Raw genomic sequence first — 13,186 nt, forward strand, 5'->3', positions numbered from 1 at the left:
ACGGGAGTGCTGTCCCGCCGAGCAGGAGACACTGCTCACCCTAGGTTTAAGCCGGCATCGCCAGGGACGCGACTTACGGATTCGTAAGCTCACTCACGATGACGTTCCCGGCCACGCCCGGCGGCGCAGCGCCCCTCTCACGCCGCACGCGGCTCGGCCGGTTTTCCACCTTCGCGGACCCGTCGGCCAAAGACCATCAACTGCCGCGCGGTGTTGTTGCGCAGGCGGCGCAGGCGCCATTCCAGCCCGTTGTCGGTGGTGATGCGCTTGGCATAGATGCTGGCGCGCAGCGCCCTGGTGTCGGCCGCGACCTTGATCGGATCATCATAGAAGGCGCAGATCTTGTCGGCCGCCATGCCGGGCGTTTCGAGCCAGGCGGGGATATGCGTGGAACTGAGGCAATCGACATCGGTTAGCACGCGGTTTATCCCGTCGCCTTGCGCCGGGCAGGTCGTGGCGAACGCATCGCCGATGAAGACCACGCCGTCGCGGCGATGGCCCCGTGTCGTCGTCAGGCTGACCTGCCGCACCTCGACCTCGCTGGCGACGGCGAAGTTGCCGCATCGGTGGGCAATCTCCGGCATCAGGTCCATGAGCATCTTCTGCGGATTCTCGCGAAACGCCCGCACCCATGGATCGGCGACTGTCCGATAGACGAACATGTTCGCTCGCAGCCGCTCGCCGATCCGGAAGATGGTAAGAAAGGCAATGCGATCGGCGACCCGCCTCGCGTAGAAGGTGAGGGACTGCAGGCCGAATTCCTGCGGCGTGATCGCCAGATCGAAGCCCATCGACAGCGAATGCGCCTTCGATTCCTCGATGCGCTCGACGCCGATGGCGCGCCGCACCGCCTCGCTGTAGCCGGTGGCGACCACCAGAAGCCGCGCATCGATGACGGAGCCGTCGGTGAGCATTAGGCGCTGCCGGTCCGGCCCGGTCGACACCTCGGCGACCTTGCCCACCGTCAGCGGCACTTCCGGAGGCAGCGCCGCGCGCATGCCATTGACCAGCGGCGCGTAGGAGAAGGCGTATTCAAAGGTCTGCTTGCGCTCGAACAACTGGCCGAAGCGGAAGACATGGAGATCGGTCATCGGCGTGGAGAGCGATCTGAACACCTGCCCGAGGCCAAGCTTCTCGAACAGCCCCATCTGTTCGTCGCGGGTCTTCTCGGCCCGGAATTCGTCATGGTGGACACGGTGCGGATCGATCAGCGCCACCCTGCGGCCAGCTTTGGCGAGCGTTATCGCCAGAACGGTTCCGGCCAGCCCGGCGCCGACGATCGCCACTTCCGCCTCGGTCCTGCCGGGCGGGGCTGCGGGCGTTTCGCGGTTCTCGGTGTTGCTCATTGCTTGTCTCCAAGGCCCGTGGGCATGCTCTCCCGCCGCTGGGTCTGCTTCCAGCGCGGCGCCAATGCCGAACCATCTATGAATTCCAGTCCGCCCGCTTCGTTGAGCGTATGCAGCTTGCGGCCGGCCCAGCCGGCGCCTGGATTGAGGATCGTCTCGACGACCTGTTCGAAGCCGCCCTCGTCGAGGCGCGTGACCCGCGCAATGCCGAGCGCGGCGCCATAGCTCCTGCGGCAGTCCTGCACGGGACGCAGAAGCTGGCCGCCGCGTTTCACCATGCGGCCCGCCGGGCGCGCGGAGGCAATGTCGATCATAACGGGGTTCTTCGGATGCGGCGTCCACGGCCCGCGGAAATCCGGCGCCGACCACAGATGCAGCTGGTCCGAGAAGGCGCCGCCGCCGTCGCGCACGGTGGCGAACATCCACCAGCGCCCGCCATGCTCGGTGAGCGTGGCGTCGCTGGCGACGATGTCGGACAACAGCGTCGCTTCCTTGACCCAGCCGCCCGGGAACGCGGTGGCGCGGTAGAGATCGACGGTTCGGTTGGCGCCGCTTTCCGGCACCATCCACATCTCGCCGTCGCGCTCGAACACGAAGGGGTAGGAGAGGTGGTAGGGCAGTTCCAGCACCGGCTTCGGGGTGCCTGCCGGTCCGTTCGGCCCGAAAGCCACCGCCGACAGGATCGCCTTGCCGGTGCGGTGGATGTAGTCCTCCACGAACAGCGTCACCTGGCCGCGGTAAAGCACCGGGAACGGATCGGCGTAGAAGCGGCTGCCGTCGTCGGCGAGCTCCCGCCAGCCCGATTGCGGATGGGCGCGCAGTTCGTAGAGGTCGCTGCCTCCGGTCTCGCGCCAGCCGACCCGCCAGTGCGGGGCGTTGTAGCACAGATGATAGATCTGCTGGACGATGCGCCGCGCCGTGGCCTTGGCAGCCCGCACGCCAAGCTTCGTGGCGGATGGCATGGGCGGGGGCGACGCCCCGGATGGCGGTTCGGGCAGCACGGGCAGGGGCGAGCGCGCGGCGCCGTTGACCGCCGCCACGATCAGGCTGGCCGTGCGCGCCAGCATGTCCTGGAAGGATGCCAGCGCGATGCCGTGATATTCGGTGCCGAGCCGCCCTTCGGCGACAACCGCGCCGTTCTGCTCCAGGCGGGCGAGCGGCGTGCGCCCGGCAAGGATGAGCGCCAGCAGCGCTTCCTCGCCGCAGACGCCGTCATAGGCGAGCCGCCAGACCTGTCCGCCTTGCGGCTCGACGTCGCCGACGAGGTCGATCGTGAGATCGGCTAGCTGGGACGCCCTCGCATGGCCGGCGAGCGTCGAAATCGGCACACGCCTGGCCGTCCCATTGGCGGGCAGGCGGTGGATAAGCGTCTCAAGCTGGAACAGCGCCTCGGCCGCCTGCGGCACACCGCCCGCCGCCGGACGCGCGTCGACGCAAAGCTCGACGCCAGGCAACTGCGACAGCCTTTCGGCCAGCGCTACATGGAAAGCGCGCACGCAGTCGCCGTTGATGCGCAGGCTCAGCCGCATGGCCCGTCCCCAGGCGACTCGCCTCCGGAGCCGGCAGGCAGGCCCGCCGGTTCTAGTTCCCGCCGCATGCGCACGATGTCTCCAATTTCAGCTGCACCTAATTTCGATCCTGTTGGTGCAAACTTCGTGCCAGGGCAGTCCCAATTTATGAACATAATTAACAGTGTTTTAATCGTTGCCGGGAATAGCTAGGCCAACGCCGCATTTCTCGTCTTGCCGGCCGATGGAGCGTTGTCGGAGCGACCTTTGCAACCACCCCTGCTCATGGTGCCTCAGCAGAACGCTCCGGAGGCTGTCGCGCCGGCGCCGGCCTATTACGCGCCCGCACCGGCGCCAGCTTCCGCCACGGTCGAGCTTGGCGATCTCCGCCGCATCCTGTTGCGGCGCCGCTTCCTGATCCTCGCCGTCACCGCGCTGCTCACCGCGGTGACGCTCGTCTACACCATGCTGACGCCGGCGCTCTACTCCTCGACGGCGCAGATCATCGTCGATCCCGAGGACCTCCAGGTCGTCACCAACGACGTCAATCCGAGCCGCATTTCGCCCGATGGCGGCATCACCCAGGTCGAGAGCCAGGTCAGCGTCGCGCAGTCGAACGGCGTGCTGCTGCGCGCGATCAAGGCCACCAACCTCACCGAGGATCCGGAATTCAACGGGCAGGGCGGTCTCGGCCGCTGGATGGGCATGCTCTTCGGCGACAGCGGCAGCGACAGGACGGCGACCACGCTGGATTCGCTGCGCCGTGTCCTCGCTGTGAAGCGCGACGACAAGGTGCTGGTGCTCAACATCATCATCACCGCCAAGAGCCCGCAGAAGGCGTCGGACATCGCCAACGCCATCGCCAACGCCTACCTTGCCGACCAGGCCGACGCGCGCAAGGAGAAGGCGGCCAAGGCCTCCGAGGCGATCACCGCGCGGCTCGACGAACAACGCAAGCGCGTCGAGCAGGCCGAGAACGCGGTCGAGGCCTACCGCTCGCAGCACAACATGGTGATGGCCCAGGGCAATCTGGTGAGCGACCAGGAACTGACCGGGCTCAATGCCGAGCTGACCGCCGCGCAGGCGCGCACCCAGCAGCTGAAGGCGCAGGTCGATCAGTTGCGCAGGCAGGGCGGCGCGCCGGACGCGACCTCGGAAGCCACGCGCTCCTCGACGATCTCGAGCCTCAGGGCGCAGGAAGCGGCGCTGGTCGACCAGATCGCGCAGCTCGGCACCGGGCTCGGGCCGCGCCACCCCTCGATGATCGCCGCCCAGCAGCAGCTGCGCGACCTGCGCGTGCTGATCCAGCGCGAGCTCGGCCGCATCGTCACCGCGGCGGAGACCGACTATGAGCGCTCCCTGGCCAACCAGCAGGCGCTGCAGGCCAAGGTCGCGGCGCTCAAGTCGAAATCGCTCAATACCGACCAGGCTTCGGTGCGTCTGCGCGAATTGCAGCGCGACCTCGACGCCGTGCGCACCGTCTATGCCAACTACCTGCAGCGCGCCCAGGAAACGCGCGAGCAGACCAATGTCGACAGCACCAACGCCCGCATCATCTCCGAAGCCATGCCGGCGCTGAAGAAGAGCTGGCCGCCGAAGGGGCTGCTTGTGTTTGGCGCCGTGTTCGGCGGGCTGGCGTTGGGCGTCGGCATGGCGCTGATCGCCGAATATCTTTCGCCAACCGTGCTTTCCGCCAACCAGATGCAGTCTGCCATCGAGGCGCCGGTGCTGGGCGTGCTGCCGGGCAGGGGACGCCGCCGCTTCGGCCGCGCGGGCGGCGTGGCGCAGAAGACCGACGCCGTGGCCGGGCTCGCGCTGCAACGCATCGCCGCCGCCACGAGGCGTCCGACCGACTGGCCGCTTGTGCCTTCGATCCTGGTGGCGTCGCCGCCCGAGGACAAGGCGCAGCGCTCGAGGGTTGCTTGGCAGCTCGCCAATGCGGCGGCGGCCAGGGGGCGGCGCGTGCTGTTCATCGACATCAATGCCGGCAAGGGCCAGAAGGACCCGCAGCCTGGCGTGCTCGACGTGCTGCGCGGCGAATATCCTCTCGAAGCGGTCAGCCGCTATGCGCCCGGCTCGTCGGTGGCGCTGATCGGCAGGGGCAGGCCGGCAGCGGTGTTCCAGGAAGCGCAGGCGCTCTATTTCGCCCACCGCATGCTGGCGGAGGCCAACCACAGTTTCGAGCTCGTCGTGATCGACGGCGGCGCGCTGGCGGACGACCTCAACGTCCTGCCGCTGGTCGCCATGGCCGACGAGATCCTGCTCGTCGCCAGGCTGAACGCGACGCCGATGCGCGATGTCGCCTCGACCTCGGAAGCAGTCTCGGTCATGGGACGGTTGCCGACCGGCGCCATGCTGGTCGACGAGGCGGCCTGACATGGCCTCGATCCTGGCTGGTTCCGCCCGACCTGTCCCGGTGCCGGGCTACGGCATGGCGGGCCCGCGCACTGTTCCGGTCGACACGCTGACCCGTCTTGGCATCACCGTGGCGGTGCTGCTTCTGTTTTCCATCTCGGGCGGCATGCTGTGGCTGGCCGGCTACAATTACGATGGCCTGCAGGGCAGCCCGCTGAGCAAGATCCACCCGTCCACCTATCTCTTCGTGCTCGTCTTCGTCTGGCGCGCCTGCACCTTCGGCAATCCGGTCGGCTATGTTGTCCATGTCACCAACAAGCGGCCGGCAACGATGCTGATGGCGGTGATCTCGACGGTGCTTCTCTTCGTCGTCATCCTCAGGCAGCGCCCCGGCATGGCCGGCATGATCGACACGTTCGTCGCCCCGGCGCTGGTCGTGCTGCTGCTGAGCGAGGACGACGAGAAGACCTTTGCCCAGCTGCGGATCGTCATCCATGCCGTGATGACGGTGAACGCGCTGATGGCGCTGTTCGAGTTCGGCACCAAGCATCTGGTGTTCCCCTACAGGTTCGACGGCGCCGTGTTCGTCAATGATCTGCGCTCCACCGCGCTGCAGGGGCATCCGCTCTCCAATGCCACGGTCACCTCGATCTATGTGCTGTCGCTGCTGTCGGGTTCGCGCTCCCTGTCGACGCCGCTCGGGCTGGCGCTTGTCGGGCTGCAGTTCTGCGCGCTGGTCGCCTTCGGCGGCCGCTCGGGCATGGTGCTGACGATCCTGCTCGGCGGCGCCTACATGCTTATCCAGGGCCTGGCGCAGCTCAGGACCGGGCGCGTCAACCTTCTGGGCGCCGCGCTGGTGATCATGCTTGCCGCGCTGCTGCCGCTGGCGATCGCGCTCGCCGGCTATTACGGCTTCTTCGACGCGCTGCTCCAACGTTTCGTCTCGGACAGCGGCAGCGCCAATGCCCGCGTCGAGATGTTCGATCTCTTCAGGCATCTGGAGCTGCGCGACCTGATCGTCGGCCCCGATGTCGACCTGCTCGAAAGCATGCGCCGCATCACCGGCCTGGAGCAGGGCATCGAGAATCCGATCCTGCGCCTGACCCTCTATCAGGGCGCGTTCTTCACGCTTCTGATCTTCTTCGGTTTCGCGCTGTTCATGCACGAGGTCGCGCGCCGCTGCCATCCGGGCATCTGGCTGCCGATGCTGGGCTGGCTCATCCTGCTCAACACCTCCGAAAGCATCGCCTCCAAGACGACGCTGATGACCAAATTCGTGGTGATCGCCCTGGCGCTGTACAGGCCGGCGCGGGCCGAAAGCAAAATGTCCTGACGAAACACCGGCTTTCGGCATGCTGTTGCGTAAAACCAAAGCCTTAGCGCGGTTTGATGACTCAACAAATCAAGTTGGCGGCATCCTCAGCCCCAGCGCCTCGACCATGGCGGGATCGAGCGCGCGGGTTATGTCGTCCATCATGCCCATGCCGTCGAACAGGTCCCAGAACGCCCAGGGAAAACCGGCGGCTTCGGCGCTCTGCCGAACATCGGCGATGTAGCGGGCGCGGTCGGGATTGGGCGCGGCGGTGTAGCGGGCGTCGGTGCGCAGCGCGCCGAACTCGCCCATGATGATGCGGGCGGGCGCGATGCCGTGGCCGTCCGCCCAGTCGCTCACCTGCGCGAGATAGCCGTCGATGTAGCCGCGATCGGGCTGCGCGTCGAAATAGACCTTCAGCACCTTCTCGGTCTCGGCATAGGCGGCCTTCTTGGCTTCGTCGGACCTCTCCGTATCCTCAGCCATCCTTGCCCTGACCGAGGCCAGCGTCTGTTCCAATGTGCCGGCCGAGGCCGGCCACGGCACGTTGTTCAGCGCGCGGTAGACCGGCTCGCGCATCCATGGCGCGCCCTGATGGCTGAACAGATAGGGCTCGTAGAAGTGGAAGGTGAACAGGATCGGCTCGAATTCCCCTAGCGGCGCCGGATCGAGCGCGGTGAGGCCCCGCACCATCGAGCCGCAGCCGCCGGTGACGACGATCGGCAGGTCTTTCGCCGAGCCCCGCGCGGCGGTCAGCAGCGCCGCCTGCACCTTGGGCCACACCTCGGAGGAACAGTCCTGGGGCGGCTCATTGACCGGTTCCAGCGCGACCCTGCCGGGCGCCATGTCCTTGAGCATGCTCGCCACGTCGGCGACGAAGGCCCGGTAGCGGGCGAATTCCGGCGCGCCGGTGCTGGAAACCATGCGCTCGGGATTCCAGTAATGGGTGGCGCCATTGGCCTGCACGTTGACGATGACGCCGAGATCGGCGGCTAGAGCCGCTTCGACCGCCGCGCTGAGCATCGCCATGAGGTCGGCGCGCCGGCCCGCATCGGCGGCCAGGAACGGGCCCGGATCGACAGGCAGGCGGATGAAGTCGAGCCCGCTGGCGCGCAGCCGGGCGAGGTCAGCCGGCGTCGGCACGGGCCGCTGCGACTGGAAGGGCGGCCAGTCATAGTCGGTGCGGGGCGCGGGGAATTCGCGTGTCAGCGCAAACCACGGCCAGGCGTTGACGCCGCGCTTGAAAGGCCATTCGCCGGCGGCGCGCGCTTTAGATACGAGCGGCGGGACCGCCAGCGGCACCGTGGCCGCGACCAGCGCCGCGCCGAGCAGACGGCGGCGAGACCAGCCGGTCATGCGTGCCCAGTCATGCGTGCCCCAGTCATGCGTGCTTGGCCCGGTCGGCTTGCGCCGGCGCGGCGGTGGCGCCGCCGAGCTGCCGCAGCGCTTCCTTCTCATAGGCGGTGAGCACGTCTTCCCAGCGGAAGGCCTCGCGGGCGCGTGCCCGCGCCGCCTTGCTGCAGCGCACCACCAGCGCGTCGTCGGCCAGCGCCGCGTCGATCCGTGCGCTCAGGCTGTCGGTGTCGTTGAAATAGATCGCCGCCTCGCCGGCGACCCAGCGATTGTAGCGGTTGTCATGCGCGATCACCATGTTGCCGGCGCCCAGCGCCTCGACCAGCGAGGGGTTGGTGCCGCCCACAGTGTGGCCGTGCATATAGGCGCGCGCATGGTAGCGCAGCGCCTTCACGGTCGCCTGGTCGTAGATCGCGCCCGGCATGATCACCACGGAGCCCGCCGCCTCGCGCACCGCGCGGTGATAGGGGATCTCGTCGTTGAGCGTGCCCAGCACCACCAGCTTCATGTCGCCGCGATCGCGGCGGCGGAAGGCTTCGATGATCGGCAGGATGTTGTTGTCGGGCTCGATACGCGCGATAGAGACCAGGTATTTGCCGGGCTCGAGCCCGAGCGCGCGAACGGGTTCCTCCGGCGCCGAGGTCACCGGGTCGGCCCCGTAGGCGATGGTGGCGATGGCGCTGCGCGGCCGCCGGGTCGCCAGGTGGTCGGCGATCGCCGGGTGGTCGGCGATGAGACGGTGCGAGAGCCAGGCGCCGATCCATTCGTTGAGCCAGAACCAGGCGCGCGCCGCCGGCCCCCATTTCGGCCGCCGCCACTCGATGCCGTCCATGTTGGTGATGACCCTGCGCCGCATGAGCCTGAGCCAGGTCAGGAACACCGCGCCATTATAGCCGAGCACCAGGCACACGCCCGGGCGCCTGGCGGCGTCGAGCACGCATTGCCAGTCGAATTCCAGCGTCGCCCGCGGACCCCTCGAGGCGACCTCGATGGTGATGAGCTCGATGCCGCGCCAGGTCTCGCTCATCACCCTTTGGCGGACGTGCTCGACTTCCTTCTGGCAATAGACGCCGACCCTCCAGCCGCGTCCGGCCAGGAAAAGCGCCAGCCGCTCGGCGAAAGTCTCGAAGCCGCCGTGGGAAGCCGGAATGCCGCGTGTCCCCAGGATCAGGATCGAAGGCTTCTCGATCGGGTTGGAAGATCGTTCCGGTTTCAAAATAAAAGGATTCCCCCGGGGTCCGGTCATGGTTGTTGCTATGTCAATGACCGCCCAGCAACTTCCGTGCCAGGGGTACCCCCAGGGTGGATACTCGCATGAAGGTGTAAAATTTCTCTTCAGAACGCGGGGCTTGCTTCATTATCGGTCAACCTTCGCGACGTATCTGTGTCGATACGGGGCACGCTCAGGTACCAGGGTCGCAGCAGGGCAATCAGGAAGCCGGCACGATCCTTGCTCCCGGGCCTGCAGTGGCCACCGCTGGGTGGAGCGGCGTGCGGATTTGGCATGAAGTTTCTTCCGCGCTTGAAGGGCCCGGTGCCGAGCGGACTCGAGGTGCAGGTGGAAAGAGAGTGATGCGCATTGCCTGCGTTCATCAGGGCTACGAGCTCTATGGTTCGGACCGCAGCTTCGCCGAGAGCGTGGCTGCGCTGCGCGCCGCGTTTCCGGCCGCCGAGATCGAGGTCGTGCTGCCGCGCAAGGGGCCTATCGTCGAGATCCTCGCGCCGCATGCCAGCCGCATCGTGTTCGAGCCGCTCTGGGTGCTCAGGCGGCAGGCGATGCTCAGGCTCGCCACCGTCGAGATGGCGCGGCTGCCCGCGGCGCTCTGGCGCGCCTGGCGCCGCATGCGGGGCAGCGACCTGACCTATATCAACACCTCGATCATCGCCGACTATGCGCTGGCCGCGCGGCTTTTGCCGCGCAAGGCGCTGCTGCACATCCACGAGATCCCCGAGGGCATATTGCGCAAGGTGCTTGTCGCCCTGATGCGCTGGAGCCGTGCGGACCTCATCTTCAACTCGCGCGCCACCCGCGCCACGTTCGGCGATCCGCCGGCCCTCGATGCCAGGGGGCGGCGCACGCATGTCGTCTATAACGGCGTCGCCGGACCGCGGGCCGCCCTGCCGGTGACCTATGACGGCAGCCGCCCGCTCAGGGTCCTGCTGCTTGGCCGGGTCAACCGCATCAAGGGGCAGGAGGTGCTGCTCGAAGCGGTCGCCTCGCTTCCCGCTGGGTTGCGCAATCGCGTCGAGGTCCGCCTCGTCGGCGGCGCCTTCGAAAGCGTCGAGCGCGAGCAGGCGCTCGCCGAACTGGTCGGTCGCATGGGGCTGACCGGACATGTCGAGGTGCTGCCCTTCGTCTCCGACCCCACCAACCACTATCGCTGGACCGACATCGTGGCGGTGCCGTCGCGCCGCCCGGAATCGCTCGGCCGCGTCGCCATCGAGGCGATGGGCTGGGGCAGGCCGCCGCTGGTGTCGGCGATCGGCGGACTGGTGGAAGTGGTGGCCGACGGCGAGACCGGCTGGCATGTGCCGCCGGGGGATGCCAAGGCCCTTGCCGGCAAGCTCAGTGAGATCATCCAGCGGCCGGAGCTCTGGCGCGGCTTCGCCGCCGCCGGCCGGGCGCGCTACGAGACGCTCTTCAGCGAGCATATCGCCGCCGCCGCGATCGTGGCGATCGTGGCCGACAAGCTGAAGGCCGCGCCGCGACGGGGGCGGGCGGGCGTCGCCCGCGAGGCGGAGACGAGCCCGTGAAGTTCACCTTCCCGGCCCATCTGGTGCGGCGCCTCATGCTGATGATCGGCGGCGAGGCGATGCAGAGCGGCTTCCATTTCGCCCTCAACATCGCGTTGCTGCATCTTCTGTCGGCCGAAGGTTACGGCCTCTTCGCGATGGCCATGGTGATGGGCGGCGTCGGTCTGTCCTATATCCGCTCGCTCACCGCCGTTCCGGCCGCCATATGGATGGGCAAGAGCACCAACAGCGCCGGCGTCGACGCCTATGACATGACCTTCGGATCGGCCGCGCTTGTGGTGGCGCTGCTGATGGGGCTGGGCACGGGGCTGCTGATGCGCCTCCTCGGCGACCCGAGCGGCATCGGCGCCGCCTGCTTCGTCTGCGCCTGGTCGCTGCGCAGCCATATGCGCACGGCATTCTTCGCGCGCCGCATGCAACTCGTCGTCTCCATCAGCGACGCCGCATTCACGATCGCGGGCATCGTGCTGGCGGCAGCGGCGGTCTGGTTCATTGCGAACGCGCTTCAGACCACCTTCTATGCGCTTGCCGCGGCCAATATCGTCGGCATCGCGGTGCTGGTGAGACTGGCGCGCCGCAGGCTGCGCGTCTCGTTTCGCGCGCCGACCTGGCGGCGCTATGCAAAGCTCTGGCCGCAGCTCTGCTGGTCGGGATTCAGCGCCACCACCACCAACATCCAGGGGCAATCCCTGGCGCTGCTGGTCGCGGGTATCGCCGGGCCTGCCGCCTACGCCCCACTGGCGGCGGTGCTGGTGCTGTTCGCGCCGCTGCGCATCTCCAGCCTTGCCTTCTCGAACATGCTGCAGCCGGAACTTGCGAAGCTGGTGCGCAACAAGGAGTTCGACCGCGTCTGGACGCAGGCCAAGATCTGGGCGCTCGTCATGGGTTGCGGCAGCCTGGCCTATGGCTGCGGCGTCCTGTTCATCCTGCCGATGATCAAGTCGCAGGCTCTGCAGCATGCCTCGGTCGGCCTGATCGGAGTTTTCGCCATCGCCAACTTCGTACCGATCATGGCCTATGTGATGCCGCGCGTGGTCCTTGAGATTCTGGGCGATTTCCGCATCGTCGCCTTCATCACCATGGCCGGCGCGATCGTCGGGCTGGCGACGATCGGCATCCTGCTGGCCGTCGCGCCGTCGACCTGGGCGCTGGCCGGCGCCGCGGTGTCGGAGACCTTCGTGCTGGTGGCCTCATGGTATTTCACGGCCAACCGCATGTGGAACCTCAAGCACCCCAACGAGCAGCGCCCCACCATGGTCGGCGCCTGGCGCCGCGCGGCGACGCTCGCCGTGCAGAGACGATAGGAGAATGATGTGGCAAGCCAGGCAATGCCGATGGCCGCGATGACGACCGGCCTGGCCGACGGCGAGGCCGCGCCGCACGCCGCCGGCGCCACTGGCACCGCTTACGTGGCGCAGTTGCACACCAGCCTCGAAACGGCCAAGCCGCTCTGGCTGCGTCTCGAGACGACCGGCGTGTGCACCGGCCATCAGCATTTCGCCTGGGCAGAGGGGATCGTGGAGCGGCTCATGCCCCCAAAAGCCGAACTTGCCATCGTCGAATTGCGGAACGCCGCGACGGGCGAACCGGTCATGCTTGTGCCGCTCATGCGGCGCCGCGCGTTCGGCCATTGGGTGATCGAATGGCTGAGCTGCGGGGTCTGCGACTACGCGGCACCCTTGCTCGCCGACGCCGCGCCCTGGACAACGCAGTCCGCCGAGGCCGCCTGGGCGGCGGTGCTTTCGGTGCTGCCGCGGGCGGACCGCATCCACATCACCGGTATCCCGAAGGAGATCGGCGGCGTCGCCAATCCCCTGGCGCTGCTTTCGCCGGCGCGCGATTCCATCCATTCCCGCTACGGCATCGCCATGGATGGCGACGCCGAGACCGTCGTCAAGCGCATCTGCCGTCCGTCCTTCGTCAAGGCCCTCAACAAGGACCTGCGCCGGCTGGACCGCAATGGTGGCCTGGCGTTGGTGGAAGCCGACACGCCGGCGTTGGTGGACTCGATTTTCGGCAAGCTGGTCGAAATGCGGCTCAGCCGTTTTCGCGAACTGGGCCGGTTCGATCTCCTGGCGCGGCCGCCGGTCGTCGATTTCTACCGAAGCGCGGCGCAGCGCGGTCTGAAGGACGGTTCGGTACGCGTCTTCGGCCTGCGCGCCGGCGACGTCATGGTCGCGGTCCAGTACCTTGCGGTCCATCTCGGCACACTGCATGCGCTGCTGGTCGCGATCGACCAGGCCGCGGTGCCCAACGTTTCGCCCGGGCTGTGCATCATGGGCGAGTTGATCCGCTGGGGCCGCGGGCAGGGCTTCGACTATTTCGACCTGTCGGTCGGCAACCAGAGCTACAAGGAGCATATGGGCGCGGTGAAGTCGGTTCTGTCCGAACTTTGCTACGGCATCACGCTGAAAGGCCTGGCCGCGAGCGGCGCCATCAACTACCGCGGCCGGGGCGTTGCCCTCGTGCGTGACAACCCGCGGCTGTTCAAGCTCGCGCAGGACTTCATGCAGCGCTGGCGGCGGCTGCGGGCGGGGCGGTGAGTGGGCGGCCTGCGC

At 67.7% G+C, this 13,186-nt stretch carries 9 protein-coding genes; 5 read left to right on the forward strand and 4 right to left on the reverse strand.

Annotated elements, in window-relative coordinates:
- Positions 1–137: 137 nt before the first annotated feature.
- Together E5X34_RS04825 and E5X34_RS04830 are read right to left on the reverse strand one after the other, a co-directional pair.
- Entirely contained in the window at positions 138–1,346 is a 1,209-nt protein-coding gene (locus E5X34_RS04825; protein ID WP_292561757.1) for an NAD(P)/FAD-dependent oxidoreductase, read from the reverse strand.
- The gene (locus tag E5X34_RS04830; protein WP_292561760.1) at positions 1,343–2,875 is read right to left on the reverse strand and encodes a formyl transferase; all 1,533 of its coding nucleotides are present in this window, start codon (positions 2,873–2,875) and stop codon (positions 1,343–1,345) included. The genes E5X34_RS04825 and E5X34_RS04830 overlap by 4 nt, the downstream gene beginning before the upstream one ends.
- Positions 2,876–3,121: 246 nt before the next feature.
- Here E5X34_RS04830 and E5X34_RS04835 point away from each other — a divergent pair, with 246 nt between their 5' ends.
- Both E5X34_RS04835 and E5X34_RS04840 read left to right on the forward strand, forming a co-directional pair.
- Positions 3,122–5,230: a Wzz/FepE/Etk N-terminal domain-containing protein gene (locus tag E5X34_RS04835; protein WP_292561763.1), complete on the forward strand. Its 2,109-nt coding sequence runs from the start codon at positions 3,122–3,124 to the stop codon at positions 5,228–5,230.
- 55 nt (positions 5,231–5,285) lie between these two features.
- Positions 5,286–6,542 carry a VpsF family polysaccharide biosynthesis protein gene (locus E5X34_RS04840; RefSeq protein ID WP_292562365.1) on the forward strand — a complete coding sequence of 419 codons (1,257 nt, stop codon included), beginning with the start codon at positions 5,286–5,288 and terminating at the stop codon, positions 6,540–6,542.
- Between the two features lie 69 nt (positions 6,543–6,611).
- Here the strand turns inward: E5X34_RS04840 and E5X34_RS04845 are convergent, their stop codons facing one another.
- Positions 6,612–7,877: a cellulase family glycosylhydrolase gene (locus E5X34_RS04845; RefSeq protein ID WP_292562367.1), complete on the reverse strand. Its 1,266-nt coding sequence runs from the start codon at positions 7,875–7,877 to the stop codon at positions 6,612–6,614.
- 25 nt (positions 7,878–7,902) lie between these two features.
- Positions 7,903–9,090: a DUF1972 domain-containing protein gene (locus tag E5X34_RS04850; protein WP_292561766.1), complete on the reverse strand. Its 1,188-nt coding sequence runs from the start codon at positions 9,088–9,090 to the stop codon at positions 7,903–7,905.
- Positions 9,091–9,446: 356 nt separating this feature from the next.
- Between E5X34_RS04850 and E5X34_RS04855 the strand changes: the two genes are divergently transcribed.
- The 3 genes from E5X34_RS04855 to E5X34_RS04865 are packed head-to-tail and all read left to right on the forward strand — an operon-like array spanning position 9,447 to position 13,171.
- Complete coding sequence (locus E5X34_RS04855; protein WP_292561769.1) at positions 9,447–10,628, forward strand: glycosyltransferase family 4 protein; 1,182 nt, start codon at positions 9,447–9,449, stop codon at positions 10,626–10,628.
- Positions 10,625–11,932 (forward strand): hypothetical protein, encoded by a 1,308-nt coding sequence (locus E5X34_RS04860; protein WP_292561772.1) that lies wholly within the window; start codon positions 10,625–10,627, stop codon positions 11,930–11,932. The genes E5X34_RS04855 and E5X34_RS04860 overlap by 4 nt, the downstream gene beginning before the upstream one ends.
- A gap of 9 nt (positions 11,933–11,941) precedes the next feature.
- Positions 11,942–13,171, forward strand: coding sequence for a GNAT family N-acetyltransferase (locus E5X34_RS04865; RefSeq protein ID WP_292561775.1), 1,230 nt, complete (start codon positions 11,942–11,944; stop codon positions 13,169–13,171).
- The last annotated feature ends 15 nt before the right edge of the window (positions 13,172–13,186 follow it).

This window comes from Mesorhizobium sp. (assembly GCF_004963255.1).
Taxonomy (GTDB): domain Bacteria; phylum Pseudomonadota; class Alphaproteobacteria; order Rhizobiales; family Rhizobiaceae; genus Mesorhizobium.